Annotated in this window: 18 protein-coding genes; 5 read left to right on the top strand and 13 right to left on the bottom strand. The window is 40.2% G+C overall.

What is annotated here, in order from left to right; all coding sequences use genetic code 11:
• Window positions 1–70 precede the first annotated feature (70 nt).
• Window positions 71–823, bottom strand: coding sequence for a sulfite exporter TauE/SafE family protein (locus tag PR834_RS13950; RefSeq protein ID WP_094961400.1), 753 nt, complete (start codon window positions 821–823; stop codon window positions 71–73).
• Between the two features lie 211 nt (window positions 824–1034).
• Between PR834_RS13950 and PR834_RS13955 the strand changes: the two genes are divergently transcribed.
• Window positions 1035–1592: a helix-turn-helix domain-containing protein gene (locus PR834_RS13955; RefSeq protein ID WP_196725071.1), complete on the top strand. Its 558-nt coding sequence runs from the start codon at window positions 1035–1037 to the stop codon at window positions 1590–1592.
• On the opposite strand, the gene PR834_RS13960 is transcribed toward PR834_RS13955, so the two are convergent.
• The 4 genes from PR834_RS13960 to ivbL all read right to left on the bottom strand — a co-directional run bounded on the left by PR834_RS13960 (window position 1589) and on the right by ivbL (window position 4624).
• Window positions 1589–2251 carry a hypothetical protein gene (locus tag PR834_RS13960; RefSeq protein ID WP_181489183.1) on the bottom strand — a complete coding sequence of 221 codons (663 nt, stop codon included), beginning with the start codon at window positions 2249–2251 and terminating at the stop codon, window positions 1589–1591. The two genes, PR834_RS13955 and PR834_RS13960, sit on opposite strands and share 4 nt — an antisense overlap.
• Window positions 2252–2446: 195 nt before the next feature.
• Window positions 2447–2731, bottom strand: a complete 285-nt coding sequence (ilvN, locus tag PR834_RS13965; protein ID WP_004260877.1) for an acetolactate synthase small subunit — start codon at window positions 2729–2731, stop codon at window positions 2447–2449.
• A 2-nt stretch (window positions 2732–2733) separates the two neighbouring features.
• Window positions 2734–4431: an acetolactate synthase large subunit gene (ilvB, locus tag PR834_RS13970; protein WP_272536739.1), complete on the bottom strand. Its 1698-nt coding sequence runs from the start codon at window positions 4429–4431 to the stop codon at window positions 2734–2736.
• A gap of 103 nt (window positions 4432–4534) precedes the next feature.
• Window positions 4535–4624: an ilvB operon leader peptide IvbL gene (ivbL, locus tag PR834_RS13975; protein WP_099975407.1), complete on the bottom strand. Its 90-nt coding sequence runs from the start codon at window positions 4622–4624 to the stop codon at window positions 4535–4537.
• 331 nt (window positions 4625–4955) lie between these two features.
• Here ivbL and PR834_RS13980 point away from each other — a divergent pair, with 331 nt between their 5' ends.
• Together PR834_RS13980 and PR834_RS13985 are read left to right on the top strand one after the other, a co-directional pair.
• Entirely contained in the window at window positions 4956–6128 is a 1173-nt protein-coding gene (locus tag PR834_RS13980; RefSeq protein WP_272536717.1) for an MFS transporter, read from the top strand.
• A gap of 242 nt (window positions 6129–6370) precedes the next feature.
• Window positions 6371–6778 carry a helix-turn-helix domain-containing protein gene (locus PR834_RS13985; RefSeq protein WP_004260890.1) on the top strand — a complete coding sequence of 136 codons (408 nt, stop codon included), beginning with the start codon at window positions 6371–6373 and terminating at the stop codon, window positions 6776–6778.
• A gap of 284 nt (window positions 6779–7062) precedes the next feature.
• Here PR834_RS13985 and PR834_RS13990 read toward each other — a convergent pair whose 3' ends face one another.
• Window positions 7063–7584: a single-stranded DNA-binding protein gene (locus PR834_RS13990; protein ID WP_094961402.1), complete on the bottom strand. Its 522-nt coding sequence runs from the start codon at window positions 7582–7584 to the stop codon at window positions 7063–7065.
• A 473-nt stretch (window positions 7585–8057) separates the two neighbouring features.
• Between PR834_RS13990 and uvrA the strand changes: the two genes are divergently transcribed.
• Window positions 8058–10892, top strand: a complete 2835-nt coding sequence (uvrA, locus tag PR834_RS13995; protein ID WP_004260897.1) for an excinuclease ABC subunit UvrA — start codon at window positions 8058–8060, stop codon at window positions 10890–10892.
• Window positions 10893–10972: 80 nt separating this feature from the next.
• Here the strand turns inward: uvrA and PR834_RS14000 are convergent, their stop codons facing one another.
• The 3 genes from PR834_RS14000 to dnaB all read right to left on the bottom strand — a co-directional run bounded on the left by PR834_RS14000 (window position 10973) and on the right by dnaB (window position 15058).
• Window positions 10973–12169, bottom strand: coding sequence for an amino acid aminotransferase (locus PR834_RS14000; RefSeq protein WP_036958319.1), 1197 nt, complete (start codon window positions 12167–12169; stop codon window positions 10973–10975).
• A 102-nt stretch (window positions 12170–12271) separates the two neighbouring features.
• Complete coding sequence (alr, locus tag PR834_RS14005; protein ID WP_004260901.1) at window positions 12272–13354, bottom strand: alanine racemase; 1083 nt, start codon at window positions 13352–13354, stop codon at window positions 12272–12274.
• Window positions 13355–13645: 291 nt separating this feature from the next.
• Window positions 13646–15058, bottom strand: a complete 1413-nt coding sequence (gene dnaB / locus PR834_RS14010; protein WP_004260904.1) for a replicative DNA helicase — start codon at window positions 15056–15058, stop codon at window positions 13646–13648.
• Window positions 15059–15270: 212 nt separating this feature from the next.
• On the opposite strand from dnaB, the gene PR834_RS14015 reads away from it, so the two are divergent.
• A complete protein-coding gene (locus PR834_RS14015) occupies window positions 15271–16254 on the top strand; it encodes a quinone oxidoreductase (RefSeq protein ID WP_272536718.1) in 984 nt (327 codons plus the stop codon).
• Between the two features lie 77 nt (window positions 16255–16331).
• Here the strand turns inward: PR834_RS14015 and PR834_RS14020 are convergent, their stop codons facing one another.
• The 4 genes from PR834_RS14020 to dusA form a co-directional block, all read right to left on the bottom strand.
• Window positions 16332–17513, bottom strand: coding sequence for an MFS transporter (locus PR834_RS14020; RefSeq protein ID WP_036958321.1), 1182 nt, complete (start codon window positions 17511–17513; stop codon window positions 16332–16334).
• Window positions 17514–17524: 11 nt separating this feature from the next.
• Window positions 17525–18817, bottom strand: coding sequence for a dTDP-4-dehydrorhamnose 3,5-epimerase family protein (locus PR834_RS14025; protein ID WP_262960794.1), 1293 nt, complete (start codon window positions 18815–18817; stop codon window positions 17525–17527).
• Window positions 18818–18867: 50 nt separating this feature from the next.
• A complete protein-coding gene (locus PR834_RS14030) occupies window positions 18868–19131 on the bottom strand; it encodes a hypothetical protein (protein WP_004260915.1) in 264 nt (87 codons plus the stop codon).
• Window positions 19132–19760: 629 nt separating this feature from the next.
• Window positions 19761–20762, bottom strand: coding sequence for a tRNA dihydrouridine(20/20a) synthase DusA (gene dusA / locus PR834_RS14035; RefSeq protein WP_272536719.1), 1002 nt, complete (start codon window positions 20760–20762; stop codon window positions 19761–19763).
• Window positions 20763–20812: the final 50 nt, after the last annotated feature.

Here is a 20812-nt window from a genome sequence, read left to right on the forward strand (position 1 = left end):
CGGTGATTGTAACACGACTTATATATTCTGCTATTTATCTTTATGAAACTATTTTTGACGTTCTAAATACTTAAAGGACGAAAAAATACCGATAAAGCAGCACAACACCTGATAATAAAATGATGACATTAATAACTTTTAAAAAGCTTTCACGTGAAATTCTTAATGTTATATGCCGTCCAGCCCACGTACCAATTAACATGGCGGGAGAAAACGCTAAAGCAATCAATAAAATATCTAGATTGAGATACACCCCCATCACTAAAAATATCACTACTCGAGTTAGTGTGCTAAACCCAATTAATGTCATTTGAGTGATACGAAAACGCTGTTTATCTTCAATTCGGCTAGATAAATACATGGCATAAATAAAGCCACCACTACCAAATAAAGCACTAAAAACACCACCCACTAAACTAAATGGAACAACTAATGCTTTTGAAAAGGGTGATTTTGCTTTTTTAGAAAAGAAAGCGTGGAGTACATAACCTACAACGAATAACCCAAGTAATAATACGAGTATATCGGGGCGGGTTTTTAATAAAATCGCAGCACCGACTAAACTCCCCACTATCATTAGTGGAATTATCCATTTAATTTCCTGATAATCCGCATTTTTACCATCTTTAAATAAATTTAAAATCGCGGCGGTTAAATCAATTAACGCCAAAATTGGAACAATCATATTTAACGGCAAATACATGGCTAATACTGGTGTTGCAATCAGGGCTGAACCAAAGCCCGCCATGCCAAAAACCAAATAAGCAAAAAGCAGTGTTGAGAAACAAATCGCCATTTCTGGTGATAATAATTCAAACGGCATGACCTAAACTCCAGACGTTTTTTAACATCCTCACTATAGTTTCTTTCAAATACAGAAAATAGTTTTATTTTTGTAGGGTTTTAAATTTCAAATCTATATCAAAAAACAAAATAGCCGCTTTAAATACAATATACAATTAAGCGTGTATAATTTGCTTCTCTGAGTAATACAGAATTAGCACAATAAATTAAAATTCAGGTAAAGACACATTGTGGATAAAAAAATTAATATAAAAATCGGGCAAAAAATTCGCTTACTGAGGCAAGCAAGAGACCTTTCGCTAAACGAACTATCGCGTATATCAGGAATATCGAAAGCGGCTTTATCCAAGCTGGAGTCCGGTGACTCAAACCCACGTATTGATACATTAGAGTCGATTGCTATTGCCCTACGCTTTCCACTTAGCGACCTGTTTACTCGGCAACATGAGGCTTATCCCTATTTCCTCAAAGCTACTCCCAGCGAAAAAGAGTATTCACAACAGTTTAAATTTCGCATTAGCATGGGAAATATCTCTGAAATTTGGCAATTAACCATGAAGAGAGGCGCTATCATCAATAGCCCCGCCCATATGAGTGGAACCCATGAACACATTATGGTGAATTCTGGCTCCCTCATGTTACGACTGCATAACGACCAAAATATCGTCTTAGAGGCGGGGGACTTTTATGCTTTCAGTGGTGATTTCCCACATAGTTATCTCTGTATGGAAGGAGAACTTCAAGCAACTGTTGTTATGACCTACTCCCATCTTAATGATAGCGTTTAAATTACGGCATGTTGTGCATCATAACTAATGCGCAGTGTCCCCTTTTTAAATTTCATCGACTTAATTGAAAAATGCTGAATATTATCTAGCGAAGAAACATGTGTTCCACCACAAGGCATTTCTTCAGTTTGGTCGATATAACTGATCCGTAAATCATCCTTTTGCTTTATTGCAACGGAGCGTCCACTACGAATGCTTTGGTTAACAATATCTTCAATATATTGGCTATCGAGTTCATCAAAAGGAGTAACATCCCCTTCCATCATGCTAAATTCCACTCTAGATTCATCAGGAAAATGATGGCCTTTTTGTGCAAGCCAGCCAAAACGACGCAATTCCCAATTCAACAAATGACCGGCGGTATGAAGAGCAGCGTAGCGCTGACGTTTTTCTTTGTCCACCCTTGCAACCACATTATTTTCTTGGCTAAAAGTAACACCTTCAGGTATGTATCCTACAATTAGCCCACCCGATTGTTTCTTAATACGAACAGGCATATCATTCACCCATGCTGTATCCATGGGTTGTCCGCCGCCTTGTGGGTGAAAAATGTTATCTTTTAAAGCTATCCAATGCCCCTCATCATCATGCCCTTGTGCCAGTAAGGAGGTTTCAATTTCGTACTGATAAGTGTCCGACAAATAAATATTGTTTTGCATAATTTTATACCTGTTTACTATTCATATTGCCAAATACAAACCTGCAATACATTCGGTGAATCATTATCCGGTAGCTGATTTTATATCATCTTTGTTCGCTTTAAGAAACCCTAAATTATCACTATAATTAAATATAAAAGAAAATAGCCCATGCAATTGAATGGGCTATTTCAGTCATAAAATTTAATATCAGAATTACTGCAAATAATTTTCCATTGTTTCGAAAAGACGCAAATCATCACTAAAGCGTACTTCCCGAACATCTTCTAATTTTTCAACTTGGTTAATCATTTGCGACAAGCGCTCATCTTTTTGTACTAATAGCCATATACGGCTCTCATCTTTATCTTTAATCGGCATACATAGAATGCCATCAACGTTAAATGCTCTACGGGCAAATAAACCACAAATATGTGACATAACACCTGGGTGGTTACGAACAATTAGCTCTAAAGCAATCGGATGATGTTCAAATACCATAATTACGCTCCAATCATATCAATGTTAGCTGCACCCGGCGGAACCATTGGATATACCTTTTGATTAACATCAATCAAGGCATGGATCAAACATGGACCTTTGGTATTCATTATCGCTTCTAATGCCATTTCTGGGTCTGCTTCATTATTTAAATCGCAAGTTTGCAGACCAAACCCTTCCGCAATCTTGATAAAATCCGTTTGATACGGATAAGCTGCAGCAAATATACGGTTTTCAAAAAATAAATCTTGCTGTTGATGTACCATTCCTAACGCTTGGTTATTCATTAAGATGATTTTGATATTCAGTTGATGCTCCGCTGCGGTTGCCAACTCTTGAATATTCATCATCAAACTGCCATCACCGGAAAAACACACAATGGTTTTTTCGGGCTTTGCCAGCGCAGCACCAATGGCGGCAGGCAGACCAAAACCCATGGTACCTAACCCACCTGATGTCAGCCATTGACGTGGGCGAGACAGAGGATAAGCTTGGGCTGCCCACATTTGGTGCTGACCAACATCCGTTGTCACAATCGCATCTTCGCCTGCTGCACGTGCCGTAGACAGAACTAAACCATAATGGTTTAACGGGTTATCAGCCTCGCTAAAATTCAATGGATATTTCTCTTTTAATTGATTAACTTGCGCCATCCATTCTGTGCGCTCATTACGTTCAACTAAAGGCAATAACAATTCCAATATTTGACCCGCATCAGCATGAATGGCGATATCTGGGCGCTTAATTTTGCTAATTTCTGCTTTATCGATATCCACATGGATAATTTTTGCGTTAGGGCAAAATTTCTCAGCTTTCCCTATCGCTCTATCATCAAAACGCGCGCCAATCACAATTAACAAATCCGATTCTTCCATAATCATGTTAGTACTTGCGGCAGCATGCATACCTAACATCCCTAAATATAAGGGGTTTCGCATCGGGATAGTACCAAGTGCCATTAATGTCATGGTTGTCGGTAACGTTGCTTTTTCCGCAAATGCAATCGCCGTTTCTGTGGAATCGGAGCTAATTACCCCACCACCAAAATACAGTACTGGACGTTTCGCGTTATTAATCATTTCAGCCGTTTGTAGCACTTTTTCCATGTCAAATGCAGGGGCTTTATCTTTCGGTAATACTTCTGGTATTTCAGTTAGTTCAATTGTGGCTGTTTGAACATCTTTTGGAATATCAATCCAAACAGGTCCAGGGCGGCCTGACTCTGCAATACGAAAAGCATCACAAATCACTTGTGGCAATTCATTGATATTACGAACCAAATAGTTATGTTTCGTTACTGGAATCGAAATACCATAGGTATCAACTTCTTGGAAAGCATCTGTACCAATCATTGATGAAGAAACTTGAGCAGTAATACAAACCAGCGGGATAGAGTCCAGCTTTGCATCTGCGATAGCGGTCACTAAGTTTGTCGCACCAGGGCCACTTGAAGAGATACAAACCGCGGCTTTTCCCGTGGTACGAGCAATTCCCTGAGCTATAAAACCTGCACCTTGCTCATGACGTGCCAGTATGTGGCGGATTTTCTGGCTTTGACCTAATGCGTCATAAAAAGGTAAAGCCGCTCCACCTGGAATGCCTGAAACGATAGTAATACCGTGCTTTTCCAGTAAATATACGATTAATTCCGCACCCGTAAAGCGGGTTTTATGTGGTGTTGTGGTGCCCGATTCGCTCATCATAATTATCCTTTGCTAGCCTGCGGATCCGAGCGAGAGGTGATAAAAAACCCCGCTCGGTTTGCGCCGGCGGGGTTTCTAAATCTGCGTTGATTTGTACCCGTTACGGCGCTAAGCCCACGACCACCACCACACGCACGACCACCGCGGCACATGGCGCGGTTAGTAGTAGGTTTGAGTGATTAGTAATCATGTTCACGGGATTTTCCTGTTTAGTCTGTCTAATTTATTGATTGTTGTTTTTCAGTTTCTTTTCTTAAGAAAACATAAATTTCTCAGGATGACAATCATTTTTTCTTGTTTTATTCCAAAGGAATGGTAATTGCGACATTCATCACACACCACTCTAATGGAGATATTATCTACAAAAATAAAAAAATACAGCATTAATCGCTATTTTAAATCACCCAAAAAACCTTGACTTAAAGTCAACTTCAAGTTGTATCCTTTGCTCCAATCAAGGGGATTGCGCCCTTGATGGAAATATTAACTAATTGATTTTTAATTAATAAACAGAGGGATATATGCCAAAATCCGTTTGGTGGTTAGCCATCACACTTGCATTATTTATCACAGGAAATGCTATTGTCCTTTCTGTAGCAGTGGTTATTGGCGAAAAACTGGCTACCAACCCAACTTATGCAACAATTCCACTGGTAAGCCAGTACGTTGGCTTAATCCTAGCAACTATTCCGATCGCGTTTTTAATGCAAAAGTATTCGAGAAGAGTAGGCTTTATTATTGGTAACATCGGTGGGTTAATCGGCGCAGGCTTTTCTATTCTGGGCGTGATAGAAAGCCATTTAATTTATTTTTCTATTGGACTGTTTTTTACTGGGATTGCTATTGGTACTGCACAACAATTCCGTTTTGCCGCAATTGAAGAAGCCCCCATTTCTTTACGAGTAAAAGCCATTGGCCTAGTTATGAGTGGAGGCATTGCCGCAGCCTTAATCGGCCCAACATTAGCTATTACCACCCAACGATTTTTTACAGAATACCCGTTTGCAGGGCCGTTCATCACGTTAGCCGCCATTTATGTAATCGCATTTATTCTATTATTAATTGTGCCATTAAAGAAAATAGTGAAAACGCCATCGGATGAAGTGTTAGTCAAACGCGACTACAGTGCATTGTATTCACAACCTATTTTAAAATTAATCGCCATTGTTAGCGCGGTTGGATATGCCATTGTGGTCTTCACCTTTGCCTCGATACCGTTATCTATGAAACAACATGATTTCGCCTTTTCCTCTATTGCAATTGTATTTCAATTCCATGTATTAGGTATGTTTGCACCGTCATTTTTCACTGGAACATTAATTCATCATTTAGGGACAAAACGCATTATTTTCTGCGGTATCATATTGTTAATTTTATCAGCGACTATGAACCTGCTAGGTAACCATTTTTACAATTATTTGTTGGCGGGTATTTTTGTCGGTGTCGCCTGGAATTTAATTTTAATCAGCACTACTAACCTATTACCACATACCTATGAAGCTCATGAACGCGCTAAAGTGCAGGGAATGACCGATTTTCTTATCTATTTCTTCGGTGGAATAGGTAGCTTAGGAGCAGGGGTTCTTTTCTTCACATTCGGTTGGCAGACGATGAATACCCTATCTGTCGTCATCTCAGCCATAATTTTAATTAGTTTCTGGAAGCTAAAGAAATATATCCCCAGCAACCAATGAAGAGCTTTACCATAGTACCGTGTTTTTATATTCAAAGGGCGTAATAGTTTCATCTGTTGCTAATCGATATCATTATGAATATATCTCCTTAAGATAAACTCTACTGGCTATAAACTAATTAAAAATCGGTGTTTTGTCTATTTTACAAATTAACAAACTGTATTCGGTTTTGTTTACCATTTATTTATTGGCTATTGACTTAATGACGGATAAGATTAAAAAGTAACTAATAGGAAGATATTATGTATAAAGAAATCCCTGTTCCCTGTAATGGGAAATACACAGAATTTCAATCTACAGTTGTTAATGAAATATTAGTTTGGATTGAAATGAACTTAACCAGTCGTTTATTACTCGATGATATCGCACTCAGATCAGGATATACAAAATGGCATTTACAAAGAGTATTTAGAAAAGTCGTAGGTATGCCTTTAGGTGAATATATTCGCCGAAGGAGAATTTGTGAAGCTGCTAAAGACCTATGTTCCACCGAGCTTCAAGTTATTGATATTGCATTAAAATACCAATTCGACTCCCAACAATCTTTTGCAAAGCGATTTAGAGCTTATTTAGGTACGTCACCGTCAATCTATCGCCTATCGGGTGAAAGTCAAAATGACCCATTACTACTGGAACCTAAAGTAGCTTGATACGCTAATATGAAAATAAAATTTATATTTCCTTTTTTAATAACACTACCAATACAAAGCCCCATGTAAGTTAACTACTGGGGCTTTATTATTTCCCATTTAGTTAAGAAAACCTTAATTTAAAATTAATAAAACCTTAAGGTTTCAGTTTTATATTTACTTTACTATCTTAATAAAAAAATAATAATTTTTGGGGTATATAATTTTATACATTTATCTTTATTAAAAAATAAAGGCTTCACAAGGAAGCCTTTATTTTTTGTGCATTCTAATCAGCAAATAAATTAGAACGGAATATCGTCATCGAAATCCATTGGTGGTTCATTAGTTTGTGGAGCAGGTGCTGATGAGCGTGCGGCTGGAGCTCCGCCACCACTAAATTGCTGTGCTGCTTGTGGCTGTTGAGGTTGGCCCCAACCGCCTTGGCCGCCTTGACCTTGTGATGCTGCATCACCGCCACGGCCACCTAGCATTTGCATTGAGCCGCCGATATTCACAACAACTTCTGTCGTGTAACGGTCTTGACCACTTTGGTCTTGCCATTTACGTGTTTGCAGAGAACCTTCGATATAGACTTGTGAACCTTTTTTCAGGTATTCACCTGCCACTTCCGCTAATTTGCCGAAAATAACCACGCGGTGCCATTCGGTTTTTTCACGCATCTCACCGGTTTGCTTGTCACGCCAACTTTCAGAAGTTGCCAGAGTCAGGTTTGCCACAGCTCCGCCGTTAGGCATATAACGGATTTCTGGATCTTGTCCTAGGTTACCGATAAGAATTACTTTATTTACGCCTCTGCTGGCCATTTATCACTCCTGATGCATTGAATTTTAATCTCTGGATTAGCCGTGAAGTTTACCACGACCTCGCTTTTTTGCACCACGAAATTGAAACTACTGAGCGTTATTGCGAAACGCTTTCCAACTTTTGGTGAAATTCTACCGTGCCAATTTTCAGTATAGACACAAAATAATTCGCACAGCATCTATCTTTTCGATAAATGCAGATCGCTGTTTTTCTGTTTTTCTGTTTTTCTGTTTTTCTGTTTTTCTGTTTCACCATTAAAATCTTACTCTAAATAGTTCAAGCTGTGGCTAGGCGGCAAGCGAAGGTATCGCGGGGAGCATACAAAAGTATGTGACCTGCGTAGCTGAGAGCAGCCAACAACGCCACGGTTTGAAATATGACGAATAGGAAATACTGTATATCCATTCAGCCATAAATATGTGATAATAGTCTCTTGCGATTGTTCAATATCAAATCATCCGGGAAGTGGTAAATGGATAATATCGAAGTCCGCGGCGCACGCACGCATAATCTGAAAAACATCAATCTCATCATCCCTCGCGACAAACTCATTGTTATTACTGGGTTATCTGGTTCAGGGAAATCATCTTTAGCTTTTGATACCCTGTATGCAGAGGGTCAGCGCCGTTATGTTGAATCTTTATCTGCTTATGCTCGCCAGTTTCTTTCTTTAATGGAGAAACCGGATGTCGATCATATTGAAGGGTTATCCCCTGCAATTTCGATTGAACAAAAATCCACTTCACATAACCCACGTTCGACGGTCGGAACCATCACAGAAATTCATGACTATCTGCGGCTATTATTTGCACGTGTTGGTGAACCTCGCTGCCCTGATCACGACATACCGCTTGCGGCTCAAACTGTTAGCCAGATGGTCGATAATGTTCTGGCTCAACCCACCGATCGCCGAATGATGCTACTTGCTCCTGTCGTTAAAGAACGTAAAGGGGAGCACGTTAAGTTACTCGATAACTTAGCCAGCCAAGGCTATATCCGTGCCCGAATTGATGGGGAAGTTTGCGATCTATCCGATCCACCAAAGCTCGAATTACAGAAAAAACATACGATTGAAGTCATTGTCGATCGTTTTAAAATTCGTGATGACATCGCTCAGCGTTTAGCCGAATCCTTTGAAACTGCACTAGAACTCTCTGGCGGTACCGCAATTGTCGCGGATATGGATGATGCGAATGCAGAAGAACTGGTTTTTTCTGCCAATTTTGCCTGCTCTGTTTGCGGCTACAGTATGGTGGAACTTGAGCCTCGCCTATTTTCTTTTAACAACCCTGCAGGGGCCTGTCCAAGCTGTGATGGCTTAGGTGTTCAGCAGTTTTTTGATCCCGAAAGAGTCATTCAAAATACTGAAATCTCACTCGCAGGTGGTGCAATTCGGGGTTGGGATCGCCGTAATTTTTACTATTTCCAAATGCTGATGTCATTAGCTGAGCATTATAAATTTGATGTGGAAGCGCCTTATGACACTCTGAGTCCTGCCATTCAAAAAATTATTTTATATGGTTCAGGCAAAGAAACGATTGAGTTTAAATACCGTAATGACCGTGGCGACATCACTGTGCGCCGGCACCCTTTTGAAGGCGTGCTCAATAATATGGAACGCCGTTATAAAGAAACAGAATCAACGGCTGTCCGTGAAGAATTAGCGAAATATATTAGCAACCGTCCATGTGTCTCTTGCCATGGGACGCGCTTACGTAAAGAGGCGCGCTTTGTATTTGTTGAAAATACGACATTGCCTGAAATCGCAGATTACAGCATTGGCCACGCAATGGAGTTTTTCCAAAATCTAAAACTCACAGGCCAGCGCGCTCAAATCGCAGAAAAAGTTTTAAAAGAAATTGGCGATCGCCTGAAATTTCTCGTCAATGTTGGGCTTAATTATCTGACACTTTCACGCTCTGCTGACACCTTGTCTGGTGGTGAAGCACAACGCATTCGTTTAGCAAGCCAAATTGGAGCAGGTTTAGTCGGTGTGATGTATGTCCTTGATGAACCATCAATTGGCTTACACCAACGTGATAATGACCGCTTACTTGAAACCTTGATCCACCTGCGTGATCTAGGAAATACCGTGATCGTCGTTGAACATGACGAAGACGCGATCCGCGCCGCAGACCATGTGATTGATATCGGCCCGGGTGCTGGGGTGCATGGTGGGCAAATTGTTGCCCAAGGAACACTGGAAGATATTGTCGCAAACCCTGATTCACTCACTGGTAAATTTTTAAGTGGTGAGCGCAGAATTGATATCCCGCAGAAACGCGTTCCAATTAATAAAGATAAAATGCTGACAGTGTTTGGGGCAAAGGGTAATAACCTGAAAAATGTGACGTTAAAAGTCCCTGTTGGGTTATTTACCTGCATCACTGGCGTGTCTGGTTCAGGCAAATCAACACTGATAAACGATACGCTATTCCCTATTGCTCAACGCCAATTAAATGGGGCGACTACCATCACCCCTGCCCCTTATTTAGATGTAGAAGGTTTAGAGCACTTTGATAAGGTCATTGATATTGACCAGAGCCCAATAGGCCGTACACCACGTTCGAACCCTGCCACCTATACTGGTGTGTTTACACCTGTGCGTGAACTATTTGCCGGTGTGCCTGAGTCTCGGACTCGTGGTTATAACCCAGGACGTTTTAGCTTTAACGTTAAAGGCGGTCGTTGTGAAGCTTGCCAAGGTGATGGGGTTATCAAGGTTGAAATGCACTTCTTACCTGATGTGTATGTCCCTTGTGACCAATGTAAAGGCAAACGCTATAACCGCGAAACGCTAGAAATTAAATATAAAGGTAAAAATATCCATGAAGTGCTGGATATGACCATCGAAGAGTCTCGTGAATTTTTTGATGCCGTACCTGCCCTTGCCCGCAAGTTACAAACGCTGATGGACGTTGGTTTATCCTATATCCGCCTAGGTCAATCAGCGACGACGCTCTCTGGTGGTGAAGCACAGCGTGTGAAATTAGCTAAAGAGTTATCTAAACGCGGTACAGGGCAAACTATCTATATTTTGGATGAACCAACAACTGGCCTGCACTTTGCTGATATTCAACAGCTCTTAGTCGTTTTACATCAGCTTCGTGACCAAGGAAACACCATTGTGGTGATTGAGCACAACCTTGATGTCATTAAGACAGCGGACTGGATTGTCGATTTAGGCCCTGAAGGGGGTAGTGGCGGCGGTGAAATCTTAATTGCAGGCACACCAGAAGAAGTGGCTGAGTGTGAAAAATCTCACACCGCACGGTTCTTAAAAACGATTTTAGAACGCGGCTACTAAGTAGAAAGGCCATTAAAAAATAAGTAAGAAGATTATCAGGGAGCATTTTGTTCCCTGATAATTATTACGATAGCTAAGAATTATTGGCTAACGGCAGCAAATGCTTCAACAATGCGTTTAACATTATGGCGATTGACACCTGCCATACAAACACGGCCAGTTCCAACCAAATAAACCGCAAATTCGTCTTTCAGGCGAGCCACTTGCTCTTTAGAAAAACCAGTGTAGCTGAACATACCGCGCTGCTTTAATAAGTGATCGAAATTTTGGTTTGGTAATGCTTTTTTTAGCTCATCCACCAATACCGTACGCATGTCTAAAATACGTAAGCGCATCTCTTCCACTTCCGCTAACCATTTGGCTTTTTCTGCGCTGTTGGTTAATACCGCAGCAACAATTTTTGCACCATTAGATGGCGGGCTAGAATATAAACGGCGAACACCCGCTTTTAACTGGCCTAACACACGGTCACGTTCATCTTGGTTTTCACAGATCACAGAAAGGCCACCTGCACGTTCACCGTAGATACCAAAGATTTTAGAAAATGAGTTACTGACAAACACGGGTAAGCCAGCTTTAACCATCGCTCGGATAGCATAAGCATCTTCATTAATGCCTTCTGCAAAACCTTGATAAGCAATATCTAAAAATGGGATCAATTTGCGTTCTAATGCTACCTTAGTGACTTCATCCCATTGTGCAGGAGTCAGGTCGGAGCCTGTTGGGTTATGACAGCACGGGTGCATTAGGATGATGCTATTAGCAGGCAATTGTTTGAATGTCGCTAGCATCTCATCAAATTTAACGCCTTTGGTTTTTTCATCAAAGTACGGGTAGTAATGCACTTTTGTTCCCGCACCTGAAAAAATAGAGGCATGGTTTTCCCAAGTTGGGTCACTGCACCACACTTCGGAATCGGGATAATATTGATGTAAAAAATCAGCACCAATTTTTAACGCACCAGAACCACCAATCGTTTGGACGGTAGCGATACGTTCCTGTGCAATTAGCGGGCAATCCTCACCAAATACTAATTTTTGTAATTCAGTACGGTAATCTTTCAAACCTTCCATAGGCAAATACAGTGATGCGCTTGCTGGCAGTTTATTTAACGCCGCTTTTGCCGTACCGACTGTCGCCAGTTCAGGGGTTTTCCCGTCACCATCATAGTAAAGACCGATACTCAAATTAATTTTATTTTCACGAGAGTCTTTATTAAATTCATCCATTAACGACAGAATTGGGTCGCCCGGATAAGCATCAACATGTTCGAACACAGGACATCTCCTAATCATTATTTTACGCTAAATAAACCAAGCGATGATTTGCCATATTTAGCGCCATTTTTACGTTGTTATCTGAAAATAACCCTTTGCTGGCTATTCGTCTACATATTCCATTGCAACTCTAGAGGTTAACTTCGTCAGTAACTCATAGTTGATAATGCCTGTTTGTGTGGCAATTTCTTCAACCGGTAGTTGATTTCCCCACAAAATAACGTCATCCCCCACTTTATCATCGGCATTTAGTCCCAAATCCACCACTGTCATATCCATGGAAATTCGCCCAACAATAGGCACTTTTCGCCCATTAATTAACACCGGCGTGCCTGAAGGTACGTTACGTGGATAACCATCACCATAGCCGATTGCAACAACACCAAGCAGTGTGTCTTTGTCACTACACCATGTTTCACCATAACCTACACATTGTCCTGCCGCATGTTCCCTAACCGCAATTAATGTTGATTTTAGTGTCATCACAGGAAGCAAACCGAAGTCTTCTGCACTTTTCCCTTCTTGTGGCGAAGCGCCATACATCATGATCCCTGGACGAACCCAGTCATAGTGAGCTTCTGGCCAAAGTAAAATTCCTGCGGAGGCGGCAATGGATTTCTCACCCTCTTTACCGTCAATAAACTGTTTAAAGCAGGCAATTTGTTTTTCAGTCGTCGGTAAATGGGGGGCATCCGCTTGGCAAAAATGACTAACAATATTGATAGGGAGCTGAACTTGCTGGCAGCGTTGTAAACGTTGATAAAAGCCTTCGGCATCTTTAGGAAGTATGCCAAGGCGGTGCATACCTGTATCCAGTTTCATCCAAACTTTAAGAGGATAGGGTAATTTGGTAGCTTCTAGCATTTCAAGCTGTTCTATACAGTGGATCACGGTGTCAATCTGGTGTTCTGCCATTAACAACAAGTCAGATTGTTCAAAAAAACCCTCCAGTAAAACAATCGGTTTTATCACACCGTGCTGCCGTAATAGTAGCGCCTCATTGAGTCTTGCCACACCAAAGCCATCCACCAGCTCTTCTACTGCCTGACCAACCCCTACTAACCCATGACCATAAGCGTTTGCTTTGACAACTGCAATCATCTGGCTATTTGGTGCAATTTCTTTCACCCGTTGCAAGTTGTGTCGCAGAGCGCGGCGGTTTATCAATGCGGTTGCCGCTTTCATTGTTTCCTCGTTCTTTTTCTCTAAACCCGCTAAAAATTAAGCTGCCCTTTGGCAGCCCAATATATTCTCTATTTGTTATACGCTAAAAAATATCAATTTCCATTCGATCTTGTTTCTGTATAAAGAAAAAATTATTCAAACTAGTTTAACTTTAATACTCTAAATAGTTTGCATTGTCGCTAGGCGGCGATTGAGCTAATCCAAGAAGCATACATAAGTATATGATTCGCGTAGCCGAGTGCAGCCAACACCGTGACAGCGCAAAATATGACGAGTATTTATGATGAGGATTTAGTCCTCATCATTATAAGCTGGCCCTGCATAATTATCGAAGCGCGACCACTGCCCATTAAACGTCAACCGCACCGTACCAATCGGCCCGTTACGCTGTTTACCGAGAATGATTTCCGCAACCCCTTTGAGCTCACTATTATCGTGATAAACCTCATCACGATAGATAAACATGATTAAGTCCGCATCCTGCTCGATAGACCCTGATTCACGTAAATCCGAGTTAACAGGGCGCTTATCGGCACGTTGCTCAAGACTACGGTTTAACTGCGACAGAGCCACCACAGGTACATTTAATTCTTTCGCTAGCGCCTTAAGTGAACGTGAAATTTCGGCAATTTCTAACGTACGGTTGTCAGAAAGAGCAGGAACTCGCATCAATTGGAGGTAGTCAATCATGATCAAACTTAAACCACCATGTTCACGATAAATACGCCTCGCACGTGAACGAACCTCTGTGGGAGTCAGGCCCGAAGAGTCATCGATGTACATATTGCGCTTTTCCATCAAAATACCCATCGTGCTTGAAATTCGCGCCCAATCCTCATCATCAAGTTGCCCAGTACGAATACGGGTTTGGTCAACACGGGATAATGATGCCAACATACGCATCATGATTTGGTTTCCTGGCATCTCTAAACTGAAGATTAAAACAGGTTTTTCTTCCGTCATCGCCGCGTTTTCGCACAAGTTCATTGCAAAAGTGGTTTTCCCCATCGATGGACGCGCGGCCACAATAATTAAATCAGAACCTTGTAAACCTGCGGTTTTTTTATCGAGGTCTTGGTAACCTGTTGAAACCCCAGTAACACCGTCGTGCGGTTGTTGGTAAAGTTGCTCAATTTTTTCAACAGTTTCAGACAAAATGGCTTCAATACCTTTTGGTCCCTCGTCTTTATTCGCTCTTGACTCGGCGATTTGGAATACTTTGGTTTCGGCTAAATCGAGGAGATCTTCACTGCTTCGCCCTTGTGGATCATAACCTGCATCTGCAATTTCATTAGCGACTGAAATCATATCCCGAACAATCGCACGTTCGCGGACGATGTCTGCATAAGCATTAATATTCGCCGCACTTGGCGTATTTTTAGATAGCTCAGCCAAATAAGCAAAACCACCGACGCTATCCAACTCACCCTGCTGTTCTAGTGATTCTGATAAGGTGATAAGGTCAATAGGTTTGCCTTGCTCAAGCAAAAATTGCATCTGTGAGAAAATGGTACGGTGGGGGCGGCTAAAGAAATCAGCGTGGGTCACACGTTCAGAAACGGTATCCCAACGCTCGTTATCTAACATTAACCCCCCTAAAACAGACTGCTCCGCTTCGAGAGAATGTGGTGGAAGTTTTAACCCTTCCATTTGGTGGTCTCGTGGGGCATCCGTTTTAAAATTTGATGAGGGTTTTTTAGCCATACATTAATATCCAAGTCTATAATTAACGATCTGCGCTTAGTATACGCCAATCTTATTTTTTTGTGGTTTTCTTTGCGTCTTTGCGCAAAGTAATCACAAGATAAAATACATCACTGAAAGCACAAACCTATAATTCTTCTGATTGAAACATGGCGTTATGATAAAACGATTGTTATTGTAATTAAAATGAATAGTCCTTATTGGAGATTGTCATGGCAAAACGTATTGAATTCGCGCAACATGGCGGCGCTGATGTACTTAACTTAGTAGATTATTCCCCAGCAAACCCAGCAGATAATGAAATTCAAATAGAAAACCGTGCTATCGGGATTAACTTTATCGACACCTATGTTCGCAGCGGTTTATACCCTGTTGCTAAGCTACCAAGTGGCCTTGGTACAGAGGCGGCAGGTGTTGTTGTGAAAACTGGTGCCCATGTCACAGGTTTCAAGCCCGGTGACCGTGTCGTTTATGCGCAAGGCCCTCTAGGTGCTTATAGCGAAGTCCATAATGTCCCTGAAAGGGCCGTGGCACACCTTCCTGATGGTATTACCTTTGAACAAGCCGCTGCCAGCTCATTAAAAGGCATGACGGTTTATTATTTATTCCATCAGACATATCAACTGAAACGTGACGAAGTCTTTCTGTTCCACGCCGCTGCAGGTGGCGTTGGGTTGATAGCTTGCCAATGGGCAAACGCGCTAGGCGCTAAGATGATAGGCACGGTGGGTTCTGCAGATAAAGCGTTAAGAGCCAAAGATGCCGGGGCATGGGAAGTCATCAATTACCAAACAGAAGACATTGCAGCTCGCGTGAAAGAAATCACTAATGGCGAGAAAGTGAATGTGGCGTATGACTCTGTCGGTCAATCTACATGGATTGCTTCTTTAGACTCGCTCAAGCGTCGCGGCTTAATGGTGAGTTTTGGTAACGCTTCTGGTCCTGTTACCGGTGTAAACTTAGGAATTTTAAACCAAAAAGGCGGATTATACGTCACTCGCCCATCACTTGGTGTCTATGTGACTAACCGTGCTGAGCTAGACCAAGCTAGTAATGCCTTATTTGATATGATTTTAAGCGGAAAAGTGAATGTAGATGTGCCGCAATCACAAATTTTTGCTTTAAAAGATGCACAAAAAGCTCACCTCACTATCGAATCAAGAAAAACCCAAGGTTCGAGTTTGCTTATTCCGTGATAAATAGCCCCCTTAATTAGCCAGTCATTTTTGCTAGTTAAGGGGCTTTATCTATTTTTAAGATTTAATTCTAGAGCTTAAACAGAGGAAGCTATGTGCCGATAAACATAGACGCCAGATATAAAAGAAATCATTACTGCTACTGACATAAAATAATAAATAACAGTTGTTGAATCGCCAAAAAAGTATATAACCATTCCAATAAAAGGGAGCACAGACTGATTAAGCAATACAATAATAGATGAGACTCCAGCAAAATAATTTGACGGAATACATTCTATACGTACCATTCGACAAATATTTCCTGTAAAGACTTTACCAATAATAGAAATTGCGTAGAAACAAACGAATATTATAAATGATGAAGGATATGATATTAAAAAAATCGAACTCCCCGTAATAATCAGAACCGCGCTAAGTAGAAGTTTTTTCCGCTGAATAAAGTGAGTTAATGAACTATAGAGATAGGTTCCAGTGACACCACAAAGGCCAGCCGCAACATCAATAAAACCGAAATACTTCGCAGGAAGCCCCATTTCTTTGTCAATCAATGCCGTACCACTCGATTCAATAATGCTATCAAACATATTATTACCAATGGCGAGTAATACGGTTAAAAACAATATTGGTATAGAAAAAATATAGATAAAATGGTGTTTGAACAGCCCATTTTCCTGACCTGAAACATTCTGATTATCTTCATGCTTCATATTGCTCAATTCTTTTTTCTTTAAAATAAAAAAAAGAGCATTAATAATATAAAGTAAAAGTGGAATGATAAGTACTGTACGAATCCCATAGTCGATAATTATCATGCCAATCAATGGACCTACTATCATTCCAGAAAAGTCCATTCTTGATATTAAATTAACATGATATTCCTTTTTGTAACTTATTAATGAGATAATTTTCTCATAAGAAATAATAGTTTGAGAGTTTCCTATTGATATTAGGCTACCCACAATACCAAATGCGACTGCAATTATTAGGTCTGAAGAAAAATCATTGAAAGCTAAAAATAGACATCCTATTGATTTGATAACATCAGATAAAATAGAAAGTGGGCGTACTCCAAGTCTATCAATGTATTTACCAATAAGTGGAATAATTAATATTCTTGGTAACCACCATAGAGCATAGGATAAACCTGAATATTCAATACTACCTGTTAACTGGTAAACTAGAACTGGCGTGAGAAAGACCATAAGGCCATCCGCAGTAAGTACGCAAAAAAGCATTAAAAAGAATAGGTTGCTCATAACTTATATTTTTATACCTTCTCCTTCAATAACACTTTAACATATCGACCTAACTTATCATCAAATACCACTACTGATTTAGGTGTGTTGTGCGTGGGTGCCTCTCTGACTATTTCCTTCTGCTTCTCAATCAGAAACTCATAGTATTTTTTATCTGCTTTGATATTATTTGTCTTATAACTCATATAATTTAGATTTTTTATTGGCCAGTCTATTACATCATGACCAGGAATATATTCTTTATCCTCACTGATATAAATAATCGGCCTATTAACAGTAACCACGCCAGCCATATTCATCAGGGCATGCGCTACACCACATGGAATAACTAATTCCACATTAGGCAAAGGAGTGAATGTTATTTCATCTTCAACGAAAATAGTATCCGAACCTTCCCTCATATCAACTAGCTTTAGTGTAATTTGATGTTCGGCTTTACCCAGAAAAGTTAAATGGTCTTCTTGGCCCAAATGTAATCCATAAGAATCAAAATCGTAATGTTCATAACCATGTTCTACAATATACATCGGTGACATTCTTGTCAGTGGGACAATTCCACTGTATTTCCCTGTTTTGACTGATGGAATTTCTTTAAATTCAACACCAATAATTATTGAATTAGGTAGAACCAAAACCTCATCATCATTAATTTTCTCTCTGATACGTACATTTATTTTGCTTCCATCATCTAAGTTAAGCTCTCGAGTTTCAGAATGTTGAAATTTGTGTTTCATTAAATTTTTATGCTGATATTCAGCAATACGATGATAAACAATATCAGCTGCTTCTTCTGTCATTGGAAAGTAGCCAGATACCTCTGAAGGATGAACATTTTCTGGTATATTTATAACATCATTGTCAGGAAACCAAGTAAGGTCAGGTCGCGATAATGTTTCAATATCAGGAAGAAAAAGTGCATAGGAATTAATTGTGAATATATTTTCCAGATTATGAAATGTATGAGCAATGCCAGGTGGAATTACAAGTGTTTTTGCCGAAGATGGAGTAATATTAAATTCCAATGACACTCTGAATGTGGGGGAATTTGCACGGCAATCGATGAATTTTGCAGTTATGATTTGCTCTGTATTTCCGATGAAAGTCAGCGTATCTTGCTGGCCTAAATGAATCCCATACTGACCGTATTTAAATTCATGCTCACCATGATAGATAATATTTATAGGGTAGGTAGTAACGAAAGGAATAACATATGAGTCTGACTTTCCATTATTAACTCTCCATCGTGAGATCCAATGTAACCCTGTAATAGTTATTTTTTGGTTGAGATCATTAATTTCATCCATATAAAACCTCATTTAAGGTGGCAGCCCTAACCTACAGGCCGCCAAGATAATTAAATATTGACCACTTCTATGTCATAACCTGCACTTTCTGCACTTTTTATTAGTTCGCTCAGGCTACTTGTATTAAGTTGATAATATTTATCATCTGCTGGTGCATTTTTGATTCCAGCCAGATAAGCAAGCTTATCTAAAGCAACAGTTGCCACAGATTTTGTCTGTAGGATCATGTCAGTAAAACTATTTCCTTCTGCATTTATTACTTCAACACTTTTTGGAGATTTGTATAGGCGGGCTATATTTTGAATTTCGCTCATATGAGCTCCTTACTTTAGATTAAAAAGTATATAGGTATGTTTATGTCATGAAGGTGAAATGAAACATTAAAAAAACATTTCATTAACACTTATAGCATCGACATTTTTATTCTGTCAATAACCAATTAGTTTTTTAATCCAAAAAACACCAAAATTTCGATATTAATATTCACATATATTTAATATAAAATTATATAATAAACATAGTAACAAATATCCATTCAAGAAATAGAACTTACCATTCACTAGATCTTTTATATTCAAGAAATGTCATTGCAGTCTGCGATTGACGATAATTGGCTTTTACATAATCGATTCTCTCGATGGAATTTTCGCCAAGGAAGCCCATCAAATAAAGAATGAAATGAGTAAAGAAAATAGAGAGGATCGCTGCATATGTCACCCCTTTTCAAAGACCTAAGCCAGCGAAAGCTGGCTTAGGTGTTGGCAACGTGCGAAATCAATAAGATATTAGTATTTCAATGAATTACATAACCGTATGCATTTAAACATTCCTATACTTGTTCAATTAAGATCGCACTCAAACTGAACAAATATTATACAATCCATAAAGTTACATAAAGTAACTGTAATTGAGCTAGAGTTTTGCCTTTACGAGTAATTTATACTCACTCACCACGCGTCACAAATTCGAGAGCTTGCTCAACAACGACTAAGTCAGCCCCTTTTTTATGCGCATTTTCACTTAAATGACGACGCCACTGACGTGCGCCGGGGATACCTTGGAAAATCCCTAACATATGGCGGGTCATATGGCCTAAATAAGCGCCTTTCGATAACTCTTTTTCGATGTAAGGGTACATCGCTCTAACAGCGTCAACACCATTAGTGACAGGAAAGTGCTCACCAAACAATTGGTTATCAACCGCCGTTAAAATAGACGGGTTTTGATAGGCTTCGCGCCCCACCATGACGCCATCTAGGTGTTGAAGATGCTCTTTTGCGTCTTCCAGCGTTTTGACTCCACCATTAATCGCCATGGTCAAATGAGGAAAATCACGTTTTAATTGATAAACTCGCGGGTAATCAAGTGGTGGGATTTCACGATTTTCTTTTGGGCTAAGGCCGGATAACCATGCTTTACGTGCATGGATAATAAACATTTCACAACCGCCTTTATCAGAAACGGTTTCAATAAAATCACATAAAAACGCGTAGCTGTCTTGCTCATCAATACCAATACGAGTTTTTACGGTTACAGGAATAGAAACCACGTCTTGCATGGCTTTCACACAATCAGCAACAAGCTGTGCATCTCCCATTAAACAAGCACCAAAACGCCCATTTTGTACGCGATCTGATGGGCACCCCACATTTAGATTAATTTCATCATAACCACGCTCTTGTGCCAATTTAGCACATTGGGCTAATGCAGCAGGGTCGCTACCACCAAGTTGTAAGGAAACAGGATGTTCTTCCTCACTAAAAGCAAGATAGTCCCCTTTTCCGTAAATAATCGCCCCTGTTGTGACCATTTCGGTATACAGCAAGGTGTTTTTGCTTAATAAGCGATGAAAATAACGGCAATGGCGATCTGTCCAATCGAGCATCGGCGCAACGGAAAATCGGTTTAGGTTGGTGTAGCCTTGTTTTGAGGTATTTTGATGCATGGTGGTCTTGTGTATTGAAATCAAATGGATAGCCCCCAAAAGTAAGGAGC

It is taken from the genome of Providencia sp. PROV182, from assembly GCF_028480325.1.
Taxonomy (GTDB): Bacteria; Pseudomonadota; Gammaproteobacteria; order Enterobacterales; family Enterobacteriaceae; genus Providencia; species Providencia hangzhouensis.

Excerpts from the sequence above, each read along its gene's own strand:
- PR834_RS13950 (WP_094961400.1), bottom strand. The coding sequence starts at position 823 with ATGCCGTTTGAATTATTATCACCAGAAATGGCGATTTGTTTCTCAACA.
- PR834_RS13960 (WP_181489183.1), bottom strand. The coding sequence starts at position 2,251 with ATGCAAAACAATATTTATTTGTCGGACACTTATCAGTACGAAATTGAA.
- ilvN (WP_004260877.1), bottom strand. The coding sequence starts at position 2,731 with ATGGTATTTGAACATCATCCGATTGCTTTAGAGCTAATTGTTCGTAAC.
- ilvB (WP_272536739.1), bottom strand. The coding sequence starts at position 4,431 with ATGAGCGAATCGGGCACCACAACACCACATAAAACCCGCTTTACGGGT.
- ivbL (WP_099975407.1), bottom strand. The coding sequence starts at position 4,624 with ATGATTACTAATCACTCAAACCTACTACTAACCGCGCCATGTGCCGCG.
- PR834_RS13980 (WP_272536717.1), top strand. The coding sequence starts at position 4,956 with ATGCCAAAATCCGTTTGGTGGTTAGCCATCACACTTGCATTATTTATC.
- PR834_RS13985 (WP_004260890.1), top strand. The coding sequence starts at position 6,371 with ATGTATAAAGAAATCCCTGTTCCCTGTAATGGGAAATACACAGAATTT.
- PR834_RS13990 (WP_094961402.1), bottom strand. The coding sequence starts at position 7,584 with ATGGCCAGCAGAGGCGTAAATAAAGTAATTCTTATCGGTAACCTAGGA.
- uvrA (WP_004260897.1), top strand. The coding sequence starts at position 8,058 with ATGGATAATATCGAAGTCCGCGGCGCACGCACGCATAATCTGAAAAAC.
- alr (WP_004260901.1), bottom strand. The coding sequence starts at position 13,354 with ATGAAAGCGGCAACCGCATTGATAAACCGCCGCGCTCTGCGACACAAC.
- dnaB (WP_004260904.1), bottom strand. The coding sequence starts at position 15,058 with ATGGCTAAAAAACCCTCATCAAATTTTAAAACGGATGCCCCACGAGAC.
- PR834_RS14015 (WP_272536718.1), top strand. The coding sequence starts at position 15,271 with ATGGCAAAACGTATTGAATTCGCGCAACATGGCGGCGCTGATGTACTT.
- PR834_RS14020 (WP_036958321.1), bottom strand. The coding sequence starts at position 17,513 with ATGAGCAACCTATTCTTTTTAATGCTTTTTTGCGTACTTACTGCGGAT.
- PR834_RS14025 (WP_262960794.1), bottom strand. The coding sequence starts at position 18,817 with ATGGATGAAATTAATGATCTCAACCAAAAAATAACTATTACAGGGTTA.
- PR834_RS14030 (WP_004260915.1), bottom strand. The coding sequence starts at position 19,131 with ATGAGCGAAATTCAAAATATAGCCCGCCTATACAAATCTCCAAAAAGT.
- dusA (WP_272536719.1), bottom strand. The coding sequence starts at position 20,762 with ATGCATCAAAATACCTCAAAACAAGGCTACACCAACCTAAACCGATTT.